The organism is Methylovirgula sp. 4M-Z18, from assembly GCF_037890675.1.
Lineage (GTDB): Bacteria > Pseudomonadota > Alphaproteobacteria > Rhizobiales > Beijerinckiaceae > 4M-Z18.
Window position 1 is genome coordinate 1,382,885 of sequence record NZ_CP149574.1, and the last position, 15,619, is coordinate 1,398,503.

At 60.2% G+C, this 15,619-nt stretch carries 13 protein-coding genes; 6 read left to right on the forward strand and 7 right to left on the reverse strand.

Annotated elements, in window-relative coordinates; genetic code table 11:
* Window positions 1–251: 251 nt before the first annotated feature.
* Window positions 252–2,525 carry a caspase family protein gene (locus V9T28_RS06245; protein WP_158554887.1) on the forward strand — a complete coding sequence of 758 codons (2,274 nt, stop codon included), beginning with the start codon at window positions 252–254 and terminating at the stop codon, window positions 2,523–2,525.
* Window positions 2,526–2,801: 276 nt separating this feature from the next.
* On the opposite strand, the gene V9T28_RS06250 is transcribed toward V9T28_RS06245, so the two are convergent.
* Window positions 2,802–3,263, reverse strand: coding sequence for a hypothetical protein (locus tag V9T28_RS06250; protein WP_147306509.1), 462 nt, complete (start codon window positions 3,261–3,263; stop codon window positions 2,802–2,804).
* 437 nt (window positions 3,264–3,700) lie between these two features.
* The gene (locus V9T28_RS06255; RefSeq protein WP_116402418.1) at window positions 3,701–4,306 is read right to left on the reverse strand and encodes a hypothetical protein; all 606 of its coding nucleotides are present in this window, start codon (window positions 4,304–4,306) and stop codon (window positions 3,701–3,703) included.
* A gap of 297 nt (window positions 4,307–4,603) precedes the next feature.
* On the opposite strand from V9T28_RS06255, the gene V9T28_RS06260 reads away from it, so the two are divergent.
* From V9T28_RS06260 to V9T28_RS06270, 3 genes are all read left to right on the forward strand, one after another.
* On the forward strand, window positions 4,604–5,155 hold the full coding sequence (locus V9T28_RS06260) for a hypothetical protein (protein WP_116402419.1): 552 nt from the start codon (window positions 4,604–4,606) through the stop codon (window positions 5,153–5,155).
* Between the two features lie 1,310 nt (window positions 5,156–6,465).
* Window positions 6,466–6,879 carry a tol-pal system-associated acyl-CoA thioesterase gene (ybgC, locus tag V9T28_RS06265; RefSeq protein WP_116402420.1) on the forward strand — a complete coding sequence of 138 codons (414 nt, stop codon included), beginning with the start codon at window positions 6,466–6,468 and terminating at the stop codon, window positions 6,877–6,879.
* A gap of 281 nt (window positions 6,880–7,160) precedes the next feature.
* Complete coding sequence (locus tag V9T28_RS06270) at window positions 7,161–8,834, forward strand: DUF882 domain-containing protein (RefSeq protein WP_147306510.1); 1,674 nt, start codon at window positions 7,161–7,163, stop codon at window positions 8,832–8,834.
* 53 nt (window positions 8,835–8,887) lie between these two features.
* Here V9T28_RS06270 and V9T28_RS06275 read toward each other — a convergent pair whose 3' ends face one another.
* From V9T28_RS06275 to V9T28_RS06290, 4 genes are all read right to left on the reverse strand, one after another.
* Complete coding sequence (locus V9T28_RS06275; RefSeq protein ID WP_199500256.1) at window positions 8,888–9,133, reverse strand: DUF2312 domain-containing protein; 246 nt, start codon at window positions 9,131–9,133, stop codon at window positions 8,888–8,890.
* A 135-nt stretch (window positions 9,134–9,268) separates the two neighbouring features.
* Window positions 9,269–10,762 (reverse strand): histidine--tRNA ligase, encoded by a 1,494-nt coding sequence (gene hisS / locus V9T28_RS06280; RefSeq protein ID WP_116402423.1) that lies wholly within the window; start codon window positions 10,760–10,762, stop codon window positions 9,269–9,271.
* 399 nt (window positions 10,763–11,161) lie between these two features.
* Complete coding sequence (locus V9T28_RS06285) at window positions 11,162–11,659, reverse strand: bleomycin resistance protein (RefSeq protein WP_116402424.1); 498 nt, start codon at window positions 11,657–11,659, stop codon at window positions 11,162–11,164.
* Between the two features lie 116 nt (window positions 11,660–11,775).
* Window positions 11,776–13,116 carry an aspartate aminotransferase family protein gene (locus tag V9T28_RS06290; protein ID WP_116402425.1) on the reverse strand — a complete coding sequence of 447 codons (1,341 nt, stop codon included), beginning with the start codon at window positions 13,114–13,116 and terminating at the stop codon, window positions 11,776–11,778.
* Between the two features lie 200 nt (window positions 13,117–13,316).
* Here V9T28_RS06290 and V9T28_RS06295 point away from each other — a divergent pair, with 200 nt between their 5' ends.
* Complete coding sequence (locus V9T28_RS06295; protein ID WP_147306511.1) at window positions 13,317–13,853, forward strand: hypothetical protein; 537 nt, start codon at window positions 13,317–13,319, stop codon at window positions 13,851–13,853.
* A 135-nt stretch (window positions 13,854–13,988) separates the two neighbouring features.
* Here V9T28_RS06295 and V9T28_RS06300 read toward each other — a convergent pair whose 3' ends face one another.
* Window positions 13,989–14,423 (reverse strand): organic hydroperoxide resistance protein, encoded by a 435-nt coding sequence (locus V9T28_RS06300; protein ID WP_116402427.1) that lies wholly within the window; start codon window positions 14,421–14,423, stop codon window positions 13,989–13,991.
* Between the two features lie 300 nt (window positions 14,424–14,723).
* Between V9T28_RS06300 and V9T28_RS06305 the strand changes: the two genes are divergently transcribed.
* Window positions 14,724–15,617, forward strand: a complete 894-nt coding sequence (locus V9T28_RS06305; RefSeq protein ID WP_116402428.1) for a TIGR01459 family HAD-type hydrolase — start codon at window positions 14,724–14,726, stop codon at window positions 15,615–15,617.
* Window positions 15,618–15,619: the final 2 nt, after the last annotated feature.

Sequence of the window (15,619 nt, forward strand, 5' to 3'; positions counted from 1 at the left end):
AGCTGGTTTCCCCATTGGGCGAGACTATCAAGGATGGTTTGGACGCGGCATCCCCCGTTCTGGGGATCATCGGGTTCTCCAGGCTTTCGTCATTCGAGCATGTGCGCAACGTCACTTTTTGGGGAGGCGCTAAGCGATAAATTCTAAAGCAGGCAAGATACCAGTTTGCGCATTGCAGGAGACGCGCGATGAAGATACGGACCTCAACGCGAGCGCCAAGACATCGCCGTTACCTCGCATGGAATTCTGTCTTGCCAGCCGCAGCGCTCGCGGCAGTGATGCTCGCCTTGCCGGCAGGTGCCAAGGCGGTCGAGCGGCGAGTGGCTTTTGTTGTCGGCAATAGCCACTATAAGGTGATGCCACAGCTTAACAATCCGGACAATGATGCCGAGGCCGTCGCTGCGGCTCTCAAGCGCGAGGGCTTCGACGTCGTGACGGCGGTCGATCTCGACCACATCGAATTCGACAAGGCGCTGGAGCGCTTCATCCGATCGTTGCCGGGATCCGAGGTCAGCGTCCTCTACTATTCCGGCCATGGCATCCAGGTGGGAGGGGATAATCGCATCATCCCCATCGATGCCAGTCTGAAAGACCCAGCAGACTTGGAGGTCGAGACGATCAGCGTCAAGACGATCATCGGCTACATGCAGCAAAATTCCAAAGCGCAGCTGGTTTATCTGGATTCTTGCCGGAACAATCCGTTCCAGTCCCGCCCGTTTCTTATCGGGCCGGAAAAGCAAACGGCGGTCGCCGGTATCGGGCTGGCGCCGATCACCACCAAGCCCAGCAGTCTCGTCGCTTATTCGACCCAGCCCGGAGCCGTCGCGGAAGACGGAAAGGGCGACAAGTCTCCCTTCACGGATTCCGTGCTCCGATATTCTTTCAAGCTCGGTGTCGACGCCCAAAAGGCGCTCGACAAGGTGACCGACGACGTGTGGGAGGCGACCAACAAGCGCCAACACCCGTGGTCAGAGAGCACGCTGGTGCAGCCAATCTTCCTCGCCAGACCGGCGATCCGTATCATCCCGGCAATGCCGGTACAGACGGCGAGCAACGTGTCCGTCAAGATTGGCCCCGCACCAAAGCAGGGACCGGATGCCATTGTCCCAACCGAGGACGCGCCCGTGCAAATTGCCGCGTCGCTCGGGGAAACCTTGAGCACGCCGCGCCGCGTTCCAATCGGGGTCGGTCAGGTGGCGCTGCTCGGCGATTTTCCGCTCGTTCGCGCAGCGACTGGCGCACAGATCCAGATTGCTTCGGCGCCGAGCTTCGGCACGATGTATCTGGACGGCAAGCCCCTCGCCGAAGGCGATATTGTCGATCAGAACGCCATCCGCAATGTGACATTCGAACCATCCATCGGTTCGGAAGGTAAGGCGCAAAGCGTTCAGCTCAAGGTCGAGCAGCCCGGCAGTGGCGACAGTAAAGTTGTCGTCGGCAAGATCGAAACTTATGTTCCCCCATGCGATGACTTGGCCGGTGAGCCGCTCGATCCGCAGGGCGTGAGCGCAGGCAAATTGCCGAACGAGATCGATGCTAAGCCTGCGATTGCCGCCTGCACCGAGGCCGTCGCGAAATTTCCCGAAGTCGCACGCTACAAATATGAGCTCGGCCGCGCCAAATTGGCGAATAAGGATGTGGCTGAAGCGATTGGATTGTTCAATGCGGCCGCCAACGCGGGCTATATCCGCGCCTTCTATCAACTCGGCTATATGGCAGAGCGAGGCCTCGGGCGCGCGCAAAATATGGTCGAGGCCAATCGGCTCTACAGAATGGGTTCGGACGGCGGTGACGCTTACGCGATGCTGGCCTACGGCTACAATCTTGTCGTTGGGCGCTGCGAAACGAAATCCGTCGACGAAGGCGTGAAGCTGCTCAACCGGGCCGTGGAGCTCGGCCACCCTTACGCGATGAATGCGGTCGGCTCGATGTATTATCACGGCGATAATTTGTCCGCCGATCCAAAGCGCGGCGTGCGGTTCTACCAAGCCGCCATGGCGCGCAACGATATCAACGCCATGTACAACATGGGCGTTGCCTATCTTGAAGGGAAGGGTGTGGCGCGCGACCCGGCAATGGCGATGACACTTTTCAAGAAAGCCTCCGACGGTGGCCATGCCAAAGCGCCCGCCAGGATTGGCGCGATGTATTTCGAAGGCATCGGCGTCAACAAGGATGTGACGACTGCCATGCACTGGTACGAGATCGGCGCGGAACGCGGCGACTTTGACGCAGCTGCCAATCTGGCATCGATCTACGCGAATGGTCCGCAGGACCGGCGCGACTTGCAGAAGGCCGCGTGGTATTCGAGCCTCGCCGTCGCATTGGATTCTTATGGCGAGCACAAGGACGAAGCCGAAAATCTTCGCGCCTTGGCGGTCGATGCGAAAACGGCAACCGTAGACAAGCTTAGGCGCGAACTGGGAGTCGGCGCCGGCTTCACAACCGCCAATATCGACGACACGCTTGTGCGTCTTGCACGCGAGGCCTGGCAGAAACGCAACCCACGTCTCGATCTGCTTTAAGATGTTCGGCGTTGGCGGGCAAAATGACGCTGTGCGCGCGAACTGGGCTGCGAACTTCTCGTGGCGGCACCGTCACGGGAAGTCTCTGAAACGAGTGCTGCGGGCGCATGCATTCTTCGGTCATCGGCTGGACCATGTCCTTGGAATGATGCGGCGAACCACATTCAGAGGGTTGCACCGGGGCGACGCGGCGGCGTGAGAAAGCACACTGCGGCAGTCGTTTCTCCGCCGTATCTTGGAACAGTTCCGTTTTGGAGAGAGCGACATCGAGCAAGGTCAGTCGCAACCGAGGCATGCCATGATCAGTTCACGCCTTAAAGCCTCATCCACCGCCGCCGTTCTCGTCGCTATCCTCGGCTGCGCTAGCATCGCCCAGCTGACCTTCAACGCCGGGAAGGCGTCCGCCGCCGTATCCTCTGCCGGAGGAGGCAGGTCCTCTGGCGGCAATACTGGCTCGTCCGGAAGCAGTTCCGGATCTACCGGCGGCAATACCGGCCCTGCCGGCGGCAATACCGGCTCCAGTTCATCTGGAAGCAGTTCCGGGTCTACCGGTGGCAGCACCGGTTCCAGTTCGTCTGGAAGCAGTTCTGGGTCTACTGGCGGCAGCACCGGTTCCAGTTCGTCTGGAAGCAATTCCGGATCTACCGGCGGCAGCGCCGGTTCAACGGGAGGAAAAACCGGTTCAACGGGAGGCAGAACCGGCTCGCCCGGAGGCAACCCTGGGTCGGACGGCGGCAATTCCGGATCAAGCGCAGGCCCGTCTGGTCCCTCAGGCAACGCAGGTGGCAGTCATGACGGTGGTGGACGCATTGTTTGCTATCACGCAGGTTGCGTAAGACTGCCTCCACTCCCTAGAGTATACCTGCCTCAACCGCCGCACATGCCGCCGATATACAACGTCCCGCCAAAAGTCGTGCTCCCCAAGAGGCACAGCGCGCCGCCAAGCTTACCGCCGATACACCACGCCGCACCAATCGTGGCCCAAGCGCCAAACCATGAGAGCTGCCACGCGGAGCCGCAAGTGGTGCGCAATGTTTTGGGCGAGCCTTTCTACCTCAACTGCGGCGGCCGCCTGCCGCGGCCCTATTACAATCAGTAGACCAAGCCCATCAATCGGCAGTTCGGCATCTCTCGCCCCTGAAAGGGTAATTCGCCAAGGGACAGGGCAAGCTGGATCAGTCGTTGCACAGATGAATATAGTAACAGTCCGGCGTCAGCTTCCGCCAGGTTGGCGGCTGGTAGATGAAGCCGTAGCCAATCATCCGCCGGCCCTCGCTCATGTCGAACAGAGGCGAGAAGCCCGGTGGTCCCGAATTGCCGTCTATGGACATAATCTCGTATTCGCCGCCCCCTGCTTCGCGGACGTCGGAAATGAAGCCGATATGGTTGCTGGGCACCGGTTTGTTATACATATCGCCCGGTCGCGGTGCGTAGGCTTTCCTACCCACCAGATAGTCCTGGTAAACACCGCCGCGGCTTTTCATGAAGCGGCCGACCGAGCCCATGTCGATCGTCTTGTCCAGGCCGGTTCGGTCGTCGTGAGCCTTGCGGTGCAGTTCGCCGGCGGTTCCAACCATCGGCAGGGGCGCCATGCCGCCCCTCACAAGGCACCAATGGACAAAGTAACTGCACCAGCTGATCTGCAGCGCGGCTTTTTTCTTCCAGTCTCGGCCGGTTGAAACCTTGAAGTAGTCGAGGATGCGATCCTCGTTGTTCCGCCAACATACTGGCGGTCGAAGTTGGGCATAGGCATGGAACAGCACGGTATCACGAAAAGACATCGCCTCCCTCCAACCGGAATTTCGTGACTACGCACCGGGTGCAAGGTCGTGAGTGACTGAGTTTTGACGGGTCAACTCTATCACTCGGGGCCTGACCGAAAAAGGGTTGAGTGATTTCATTTGAGAGCCTCGTGCCTCGCTCGTGGCACAGTGTCGTTTGGCAGCCCATTGCAAGAATGCACCTGTTTCGTCGCGATTGGACGTGAACGGCAGAAGCGCTATCTTTGATCCTAGACCGCTCCGTCTCATCGGTAGCCACCCGCTGCTGCCTAGGCGCTGACCCTAAGGAGGCCGGTGATGTCCGAGTTAAATTACGTCAGCGCCGGCGACCTCGATCACATGCACGAAGTGCTGACAGTGAAGCGAGAGTTGGCCAAGATCGGCATCTTCCTGGAAGGCTTTGGTATCAAGATCACGGGCGTGTATACCAAACCACGCCCCTATGGGTTTGACTTCAACTGCACGCGGCCTCGAGAGCTGCTCGGTTTGGCGCGCAGCAAGGCCGCGCTCAACGAGGATAGGGACGACACAAGGGAAGGCGCGTTCTCGGCCGGCCAGACGCACGGGACCGGTTTCCGACAGATCGGCACCGGCCCTCGGCTGCATCTCGAAATCGCGATGGATGGCAAATGCAACGTCCACATAGATTCACATGGATATGTGACCGGCCGCGGGCAGTACGATTGGAACCGCGGTCTTGAGCACGGCTACTGGGACTTGCTGGCAGACAAAGCTCCGGGCTTGTTCGGCTCTTTTGGCAATCAGGGACAGATCGGTCCAATGATCCGGCCCATGCAAGGCGTTGATGGCCGGATGCGATGGGTCATCGGATTGACGGGACATTGGTAGGCACTTCGCGCCTCCAGCCCCGCGCGAGACCGTTCGGTTGGGCAAAGGTCACCTGTTCGAACGGCAATTCTCGGCATTTCCCAACGAGGACAGGCTGGCTCTGAAGATGAGTCCTCACGTCATGCGCGATTTCCCCAAGATCGTACAACACAGACTACCCGCATCCCATCATCAGATACGGCGGATGATTTTCTCGCTAAGGACAATATGCGAGTCGCATCACATGTCACGATTCCGCCCTGGACGTCGCGAGCGATGAGGAGGGGAAGGCCCGGTTCCGTCGCAATGAGCGAGGCGTCCGGGAGAGACAATGTGCCGTATGCGCGCACCGTATTGAAGCAAAATAGCGCAAGTGAGAGAGTTCAGTAGCCTCGGAGTGCATAGTTTGCTCCCGCATTCTGCCCTCATGCATTCCCAGGCAATTACTTTATCCCTTTTTCTTTAAGGGGTGTCATCAGCACATGAATTCCGCCGATGACCCTTTTTTCTGTGTCGCCTTGGGTCTGCGCGTTCCTGCATATATGGCGGGGCATCACTCCAGACGTTGTTGGCTCATTTTGTGCCGCAGGCCTCACTTTCGGCCGTCCCGGAAATCCACACCACATTGACACACAATTCAAACAATGAAAGGGTGAGCGCGGCTCGGAATGCGTGGCTTCCCCAAAGCGCTGTGTTCCACCCAGCCATCAGAACACTTTACTTCCTTTTCTTTAGGGAAGGGGCATCGGGACACCGGTAGCCCCTTTTTTTCATGCCTGCTCACGCTCTCCCATTGTGTAGTCGGTTAAGCGTGGGCCCGAAGCGCCGGTTGGTTTTGTGTATATCTCGCACACGATCTTGACACATAATTTCAGTAGTAAGATATTACTGCCGCCTTGGAATGCACTTCTCGGCGCTTCACTCCTATCCTCCAGCATTCCCGGGCGATTAATTAATCCCTTTTCTATGAGGGGGCCATCAGGACGACTGATGGCCTTTTTTCGTTTGCCGGGGTGCTCCGATCTTTCTTGCGAACTCGGATGACGGCGGGGACATGGCCACATAGCAACGTGTTCGACATCTCACGTCGACAGTCCTTGCACGGACGAACCGGCATAACGCTATCAAGACACTGCTGCGATGTGCCCAAGGCAAAACAGTTGACCTTGTCCTACCTCCTCAAGACCGCTACAAGGGTGACGGCAAAGGTGGTTTCTGTGCTCTATAAATCAACGACTTAGGGGCGGTGTGTGACCGTCCGCACCGCGCCTGATGCGATCCACAATCGAGGTTCGACCCTGCGCCCCGAGGCAGTTCAGAGGAGCGACGTGATGCCCGAACCCCATCTTCTGCCGATCCGTGTCTATTATGAGGACACCGATTTTTCCGGGGTGGTCTATCACGCCTCTTATTTGCGCTTTCTCGAGCGCGGCCGCACCGAGTTGCTGCGTTCGCTTGGCATTCATCAAGCGGCACTGCACACGGGGGAGACGGCGGGTTTTGCTTTCGCCGTACGTGCGATGACGATCGACTTTTTGAAGCCCGCCCGGATGGACGATCTTGTCACCGTCGAGACTGTTCCCGCGGACATCGGCGGCGCCTCCGTCACGCTCCAACAAAGGATTCTTTTGGGCGAATCTGTGTTGATTCACGCGACGGTCCGGGTCGCTGCCGTCGCCGGCGGCAAACCGGTGCGATTACCGCATGACGTCAAAGTCAAGCTTGCAGGAATGCCAGATCATTGATTTTTCTGGCTTTTCACTGTGGCGCGAAAACATCAATTCACAAGATTCGGTCATAATTCGCTAACCAATTCATTTTTTTGCCATGATGTGGCATATACGCTACAAGCTCACCTGTGCGGGGCAGGTGGGTTACGGCTGGTTAACCCCTTTCGATAATAAAGGCTCAACTACGTCGCGGCATCGCTGCGGCGCGAAAGATAACAGCGGGTTCGGTTTTGCGACATTTCACTTTTGGGCCGCTTTGGCGGAACAGGACAACCTCTTGGGCCGTCAAGGCCGGGTTGGCCCTCAGCGCTCTGGCTTTCGGCACCTCGGCCACGGAAAATGCAATCGCCAATGGCGATACGCGCACGCTCTCCATTTATTATGTCCATACCAAGGAGGCGAATACGATCACCTTCCGGCGGGATGGGCATTATGACGCCGATGGGCTCGAGAAGCTGAATTGGGCCTTGCGCGACTGGCGCCATGACGAGCCCACCAAGATGGACCCGCACCTGTTCGACATTGTGTGGGAAGTCTATCGCGAATCCGGTTCGACGCAGCCGATCATCGTGATGTCGGGCTATCGTTCGCCCGAGACCAATGCCATGCTGCGCCACCGTTCGCATTCGGTCGCCGAACATTCGCAGCATATTCTCGGCAAGGCCATGGACGTCCATTTCCAAGACGTGCCGATGTCGAAAATCCGTGAAATCGCCATGAAGATGCAGCGCGGCGGCGTCGGCTATTATCCGACCGCTGGGACGCCCTTCTGTCATATTGACGCGGGCGGCGTCCGCTCCTGGCCGCGCATGCCGGACGCCCAGTTGATGGCGTTGTTCCCCGACGGCAAGACCGTGCACATTCCGGCCAGCGGCAATCCTTTGCCCGGCTATGAGGAGGCTCGCGCCGAAATCGTGGCGCGGGGCGATTCCGGCTATGTGGCGACGCTGGAAGAAGGGCGCAGCAAAGGCATTTTTGCCGCATTGTTCGGTGGCGGCGAGGATGACGACGAGGAAGTCGCTGCTGCCACATCGACCCGCCGTGGCAAGGCCTCTGCGGCAGCGGCAACGACGGTTGCATCCGCCGATTATAGCGGCAACGGCAAGAACAATGACGGCGCCCGCTCTTTCTTCTTGAATCAGACGAATGCGGCCGTTGCGCAGGATGCGCCTGCCGCTCCGGCACCGGCGACGGTGCGCGGAAAGACGGCAAAGCAGCAGGTGCCGCAGCAGCAGCCGCAACCTGTGGAAGTGGCGGCGCAGGCGAGCGCTGCTCCGGCAGCAGCGCCGCAACCGCAGCCGCAGGCTGAGCCGGCGGCGACGCCGGTCGTGGCTGATGCCGCCGCGCCGGCCGCGGCCGATACCGATTCAGGCATGATGAAGCTCGTGCCGATGCCGCCGCGCCGGCCGAATGATGCGGTGATCGCTGCATTGGCGAGCCTGGGCAATGTGCCGCTGCCGCCGTCGCGGCCCGTGGTTCTGGCGTCGCTGAGCGACGCGCCGGTTGGCGTGGGCAAGGCTGACGCAATCGCGGCAGTGGTGCGCAAGGCTGATGGGCTGCCCGCGATGATCACGCAAGGCCCCGAGGGCGCGAAGCGTCCGGCGCCGCAGCCGGTAATGGCGGCGATGGCCTATGCCTCGGCGCCGGGGCTGGGCGTGCCGCAGCCGCCCGTCCGTCCCGCCGTGGCGATGGTGCCGGTGGCGCCAAGCCGCTCCTCGCTCGTCAAGACGGCGGTCATTCGCGACAATATGGTTGCGTCGCGGCTCGATACGGCGAATTTCCGCATGCTGACCTCGCCCAATTCCGCGTTGACGGCGAAGCGTGTCGCGGCGGTCACGCCGACGGTCGGTCCGATCCGCAGCGCCGCCAAGGAAAGCGGCAAGACGCTCACCACACGTTCGGTGGCAGGCAGCTTGACCCGCTTCAGTACGGCCGAAGTGCTGCCGGCCGGCGGGTTTGTAAAGAACTAAATCCGTCCCGGACGAGACAAAGAAAAAGGCCGGCGTTCGCCGGCCTTTTTTCGTTACGGCATCATGCCGAGCGCCGCCATGTAGAGATCGAGGATTTCCTCTTCCTCTTTCCGCTTTTCGTGATCCTGTTTGCGGATCGAGACGATCTTGCGCATGATTTTCACGTCATAGCCATTGCCCTTGGCCTCGGCGTAGACGTCCTTGATGTCGTCGGCAATGGTCTTTTTCTCTTCCTCCAGGCGCTCGATGCGCTCGATGAAAGCGCGCAAATGGCCTGCGTCAACGGCACTCGTACTCATATGCAAGTCCTTTGGGGAAAGGCAAAAGGGATCGCATCCGATGCGACGTTTGCGGGGAGGGGTCAAGCGCCGGGGTCGATCTATCCCCTGTTAAATGGCGAATGGACCGCGGCCTTCGAAGCCGCGGCCATGTAATCAGGCCTGATGCCGTGCCAGCACTTCTTGCACGGCATTCACCAAATCCGCTTCCGGCACGGAGAATTGCGCCTTCTGTTTCATCTCCAGGAACAGCGCGCGGTCGGTGATGCCAGGACCGATTTGTGCGCCGAGGATCAGGTCCTTGATCGTCACTTCGCCCTTCTCGCGCTCGTTCGAGCCTTGAATGACCGCGACGATCGAGCCGCGCTTGTCGGCATATTTGAGCTGGGCATTCATGCCAGCCGACCCGAGATACATCTCTGCCGCGATCCCCGCCTGCCGCAGCGTGGCGGCGAGCGCCTGATAATGCGCGGTTTCTGCCTTGTCCATCACCAGCACCACGACGGGGCCGGGCTTGGTGCTTTGCGCGATGAGCGGCGATTGCACGGCCTTGAGGGCCGCGAGCAGGCGCGAGACACCGATGGAAAAGCCGGTTGCCGGCACCGGCTCGCCGCGGAACCGCGCAACGAGCCCATCATAGCGGCCGCCGCCGCCGACCGAGCCGAAGCGGATCGGTTTGCCGTCTTCGCCCGTGACTTCGAAGGTCAATTCCGCTTCGAACACCGGCCCGGTGTAATATTCGAGCCCGCGCACAACGGATGGGTCGATCACCACGCGCTCACGCATGCCGGCGGCTTCGACCAGCCGGTCGATTTCGACGAGTTCGTCGACGCCTTCGACCCCTCGAGCCGAGCCTTCGACGACCGCCTTGAGATTGGTCAGGGTCGCGCCGGCGCTGTCAGCCTTGGCCGCCGTGAAGGCCATGACGCGGGCAATCTGGGCCTCGTCCAAACCAGCACCCTTGGTGAAATCGCCGCTTTCATCCTTACGCCCGGGGCCGAGCAGCAGGCGGACGCCGTCGGCGCCGAGGCGGTCGAGCTTGTCGATGGCACGCAGCACGATCAGGCGCTTGCCCGCATTCGCATCGCCGCCGAGGCCGATCGCTTCCATCACACCGTCGAGCACCTTGCGGTTGTTGACCTTGATGACGTAGTCGCCGCGCTTGAAGCCGAGCCGTTCGAACGTGTCGGCCGCCATCATACAGATTTCGGCATCCGCCGCGACACTGGCCGAGCCGACCGTATCAGCATCGAATTGCATGAATTGGCGAAAGCGGCCGGGGCCGGGCTTCTCGTTGCGGAACACCCAGCCGGCGCGATAGGTGCGGCAGGGTTTGGGCAATTTATCATAATTCTCAGCGACATAGCGCGCGAGCGGGGCTGTGAGGTCGTAGCGCAATGACAGCCATTGCTCGTCGTCATCCTGGAATGAGAAGACGCCTTCGTTCGGCCGGTCGAGATCGGGCAGGAATTTGCCCAAGGCGTCCGTATATTCGATGAACGGCGTCTCGACGCCTTCGAAGCCGTAAAGCTCGTAAACGTGCTTGATCGCCGCGAACATCGTCTCGGTGGCGGCCAGATCCGCGGCCGGCCGGTCGGCGAGGCCACGCGGCAGACGGGGTTTTACGGTGGTTTTTTGCGCTTCGGACATGGGAAGATAAATCACGATTATAGGTAAACCCTTCTCCGCGCGTGCGGGGAGAAGGTGGCCCGAAAGGCCGGATGAGGGGCGCACGGACGCTGGATCATTGACCGCCTAGCCCGCGCTACTCTCGCCAAGTTGCGGTTGCCCCTCATCCGTCTCGCTTCGCAAGCCACCTTCTCCCCGTTGCACGGGGAGAAGGGAGAAGATGAGGCCGCTTGGTTAGCGCGGATTGGAGGAGGGGGCAAGCGCATCAGGATCGCGGGCTTCCAGCCCGCTGGAAAAGGAGAGAAAGGAGAGCTGGATGTCAATTGGTTCTCTCCAATGAAAGTCCGGCACTCCTGCCCGGCCCTTGCGGGCCGTTTGCGACCTGGAAGGTCACGGTCCCAAGAGGGCTCCCCGTACCGCTTAGCTCGCGGCGGCGGGCGGCCTAAGCCGCTCAACAAAACGCAGCAAATATCCGTCCGGATCCTGGACCAGAAATTCGCGCTGGTGGGTTTCATCGCTGCCGACGCGGTAGCGCATGTCATAGGGGCCTTCGTAAATCGGCCAGTTCGCCACTTGCAAAGAGCCGATCATCGCTTCGAGATCATCGACCCGCATTTGCAGACTCATGCCGCGCCCGAACGGCTGCTGCATGGCGCCGACCTCCCATCGCCCGTTGCGCTCGCACAACATGATCTGCAAAGGCCCGCGCTCCAAATAGGCGAAGCGCCCGGCGGGGCGGTCGTAGGCGATGCGAAATCCAAGCGGGCCGCACCAGAAGGCGAGACTCGCTTCGATGTTCGAGACGGCGAGTTCGGGAACCAATGCGGCGAAACCGGCTTGCGGCGCGCGGCCATTGCTCGGTGAGCCGCCGCGTACGACGGAAGCGAGGAAGGACGGGGATGTTTGATCATCGACCATGAAAGAAACTCTTATTGCAATGGAAGTCTCGAAATCAGGCACGCGTCAAAACAAATATGCCCCGCCGATAATTTGTCCGGCGGGGCATATTGAAAGACAGGGCAGGGGAAAGCCGCTTACGCCACTTCCTTGATCACTTCCCGCATCTTATCCATCAGCTCGCCGATCTGTCCTTCGGTAATGATCAGCGGCGGGCAGAGCGCGATCGTTTCGCCGGTGATGCGGATCATCAGCCCGTGATTGAAGAAGGCGCTGTTCATGGCGTCCGACGCACGCTGGCCGACTGCGTCGGGGCGCGAGGCGAGGTCAATAGCGCCGACGAGGCCGATCGCACGGATGTCGAGCACGTTGGGCAGGCCCTTGAGCGACATCATTGCATCGGCGAACGTTTCCTCGAGCGCCTTCGCGCGCTCGAACAATTTCTCGTCGCGGTACACGTCGAGCGTCGCTAGGCCCGCGGCGCAGGCCAGCGGATGGGCCGAATAGGTGTAGCCGTGGAACAATTCGATCACATGTTCCGGCCCAGTCATGAAGGCATCATAAATGCCCTTGCGGGCGATGACGCCGCCCATCGGCACGGTGCCGGAGGTCACGCCCTTGGCGAAGGTGATGAAATCCGGGATGACACCGTAACGCTCGGCGGCGAAGGCATGGCCAAGGCGGCCGAAGCCGGTGATCACCTCGTCGAAAATCAGCAGAATGCCGTATTTGTCGCAGATCTGCCGGAGGCGCTTCAGGTAGCCTTTCGGCGGCGGCAGCACGCCGGTCGAGCCGGCCATCGGTTCGACCATGACGGCGGCGATGGTCGAAGGATCGTGCAGGCCGACGATGTTTTCGAGCTCATCGGCGAGATGGGCGCCCCATTCTGGCTCGCCGCGCGAATAGGCCTGATGTTCGCGGTTATAGGTGTGCGGCAGATGATCGACGCCAGTCAGGAGCGACCCAAAAACGCGGCGGTTCGGCACGATGCCGCCGACCGAAATGCCGCCGAAGCCGACGCCATGATAACCGCGCACCCGGCCGATCAGGCGCTGGCGCTGCCCCTGGCCGCGCGCATGGTGATAGGCGATCGCCATTTTCAGCGCCGTATCGGCCGCTTCCGAACCGGAATTGACGAAGAAGACGTGGTCGAGATCGCCCGGCGCGAGCTCGGCAATGCGGCTCGCGAGCTGGAAGGCCTTGGGATGGCCGTATTGGAAGACCGGCGCGAAGTCGAGTTCTGCCGCCTGGTTCTGGATCGCCTCGACGATCGGTGCCCGGTTGTGGCCGGCATTGCAGCACCAGAGCGCCGAGGTGCCGTCCATGATCGCGCGGCCGTCCGGCGTGAAATAATGCATGTCCTTGGCACGGGCGATCATGCGCGGATTTTTCTTGAAAGCGCGGTTGGCCGTGAACGGCATCCAGAATGCTTCCAGATCATTCGGCACTTCGACACGGGCTGCTGCGGACGATGACATTGAGACGACTCCAAAAGATGAGACATAGCAAACTAATGAGTTCCACGCTCGGTGCAAGACATGGCGTCTATGCCGATGGCGCCGAGCTCACTTTTTGCCGGAGCGAACCGTTATGCTAGGCTACAGCAAAAATTATGAATGATTTTTACACGATGACCGACTTCCCGCGACAAGTAGCAGCCTAGGAGGAGAAAGCAACAATGAGCTTGTTCGGTAGGCAAGTAACATTTCGCGAAATGGCAACTGCTGCAACGCACCATTTGGGAATTGCTTGTCGTTCACTTCGGGAAAGTGGAAGTCATGATCTTTCGTCGGGCATGGTGCGTGCGTGGGGTCCTATTCACGGCGCCAGCCATAATACCTACCTCTTTGGCGTAGACGACGAAGACAGGGAGAAAGTCTTTTTAGCGAGCTCCACTATTGCCCAACAATGGTTCGCACAATCTCACAAGAACGCTCGTGTTATATCTATCTGTACCGTCGGTGTTCTCAAGATCATCAAGGGTGTTGACCCCACGCTCTTGCTTCGCGTTCGATCCGGCGATTCTGCAAAAGATTTTGTTTTCATTGTTGGGTTTGCTGGCCACGACGGTGGAATTTCATTCCTGGAACCGGAAATCGCATTCAATTCGGCGTCGTCCTTCGGGCCGGAGCAAAGGCAAGAAATTTATGCTTCAATGCGTGACGAAAAGGCGCGGTTACCAAAGAAGACTCAGGACGCGCTCAATTGGCTATGACCGGCGAGTTGGCTGGAATGGGCTAAGCCGTTACACATTGCTGGTAGAGAGCGATTGCAAGAAAGATTTTTGCCGCAGGTTCTGAACCTAAGCTACATGCGCCCTTTTCATGAGAAAAGGGCGCATTTCGTCGACTTATGCCCCTTCGACCGTCACTTCGACCGGCACATTGCCGCGAGTCGCGTGGGAATAGGGGCAAATCTTCTCATGCGCCTCATTGGCGAGCGCCTGCAATTCGGCTTGGGGCAGGCTCTTGTCGACCACATGCAGCTTGACTTCGAGACCGAAGCCGCCGGCTTCGCGCGGACCGATGGAGACCGAGCAGGTGACTGCGGCCTTGCTCGCATCCTTCTTGTGCTGATGGCCGATATAGTCGAGGGCGCCGCCGAAGCAGGCGGCATAGCCGGTGGCAAAAAGATGTTCCGGCGTCGTGGTATTGGGCTTGCCTGGTCCGCCCATTTCCTTCGGCACGGACAGATCGACCGCAACCGAATGGTCGGCGGCTTCCGAATGGCCGTTGCGGCCGCCCGTTGCAGTGGAGGTGGCGGTGAAAAGCACTTTGGTCAGCATATGGAAGGTCCCTTATGGCTGGTTGGCGGGAGGGATCGTTGCCGGATAGTCGGTGTCGGTCAAGGTCGTGACGGATCCGGCTTCGTCTTTTTGCGCGCGAGATCGTCACGATATCGTGACGGTCCGGCCCTGGCAGGCCCGCGCGCACATTTTTTTCATGGCGATCTGGGCGCTTCGAATACCCGCTATCATTGCGGCGTGCCATGTCGCAAACTGATAACAGAGCCCGGTTAAGACATGGCCGCCGCAAGGGCGCCCATATTGCTTGACTTGCGCACCCCGGAGCATTAGCCGCCTCTTATGACCACGAACCTGTCCGACCCGCTCATTCCCGGCCTCTCGTCGGTGGCCGACCGTTACGATGTGATCCTCAGCGACGTATGGGGCGTTATCCACAACGGGCGCGAGCATTTTCCGGAAGCCTGTGCCGCCCTGGGCCGGTTTCGTGCCCATGGCGGCACGGTCGTGATGATCACCAATGCGCCGCGCCCGCGGCGTTCGGTCATCCGCCAGCTTGATCATCTTTTGGTGCCGACGACGACCTACGATACGGTGGTCACCTCCGGCGACGTCACCCTGGCGCTGATGGCCGAGCACGGCGACGTGCCCGTGCACCATATCGGGCCGGAGCGCGACCTCGCGCTGTTTCACGTGCTTGACGAGGAATTCGGCGTGCGGCCGCGCCGCGCGCCGGTCGAGCAGGCCTCTTATATCTTGTGCAGCGGCCTGAATGACGACCACACGGAGACGCCTGACGATTATACGGAGGCGCTCGCCGAGATGCAGGTGCGGGATCTGCCGATGATCTGCGCCAATCCCGACATCGTTGTCCATGTCGGCGAACAGCTCATCTACTGCGCCGGCGCGCTGGCCCACCGCTACGAAGATATGGGCGGCGCAGTCGCCTATGCGGGCAAGCCGCATGCGCCGATCTACGAGCGGGCGCTGCAGCTTGCATCCGAGAAACATCACAAGCCGGTCGATCCGAAGCGCGTGCTTGCCATCGGCGATGCGTTCCATACAGACATTGCGGGGGCGCTGGCGCATGGCCTCGATGCGCTCTTCGTGTCGGAAGGCATTCATCGCGACGACTTGTACGATACCGAAGGGCGATTCGATGTCGATGCTTATCAGCATCTCGCCCGGAAGCACGGCCAGGTTCCGACTGCGGCCATTTCGCGTCTTGTGTGGTAGGC

Coding starts and splice junctions, on each gene's coding strand:
- V9T28_RS06295 (WP_147306511.1), top strand. CDS start 13,317: ATGAGCTTGTTCGGTAGGCAAGTAACATTTCGCGAAATGGCAACTGCT.
- V9T28_RS06255 (WP_116402418.1), bottom strand. CDS start 4,306: ATGTCTTTTCGTGATACCGTGCTGTTCCATGCCTATGCCCAACTTCGA.
- V9T28_RS06275 (WP_199500256.1), bottom strand. CDS start 9,133: ATGAGTACGAGTGCCGTTGACGCAGGCCATTTGCGCGCTTTCATCGAG.
- V9T28_RS06300 (WP_116402427.1), bottom strand. CDS start 14,423: ATGCTGACCAAAGTGCTTTTCACCGCCACCTCCACTGCAACGGGCGGC.
- V9T28_RS06305 (WP_116402428.1), top strand. CDS start 14,724: ATGACCACGAACCTGTCCGACCCGCTCATTCCCGGCCTCTCGTCGGTG.
- V9T28_RS06290 (WP_116402425.1), bottom strand. CDS start 13,116: ATGTCATCGTCCGCAGCAGCCCGTGTCGAAGTGCCGAATGATCTGGAA.
- V9T28_RS06285 (WP_116402424.1), bottom strand. CDS start 11,659: ATGGTCGATGATCAAACATCCCCGTCCTTCCTCGCTTCCGTCGTACGC.
- V9T28_RS06260 (WP_116402419.1), top strand. CDS start 4,604: ATGTCCGAGTTAAATTACGTCAGCGCCGGCGACCTCGATCACATGCAC.
- hisS (WP_116402423.1), bottom strand. CDS start 10,762: ATGTCCGAAGCGCAAAAAACCACCGTAAAACCCCGTCTGCCGCGTGGC.
- ybgC (WP_116402420.1), top strand. CDS start 6,466: ATGCCCGAACCCCATCTTCTGCCGATCCGTGTCTATTATGAGGACACC.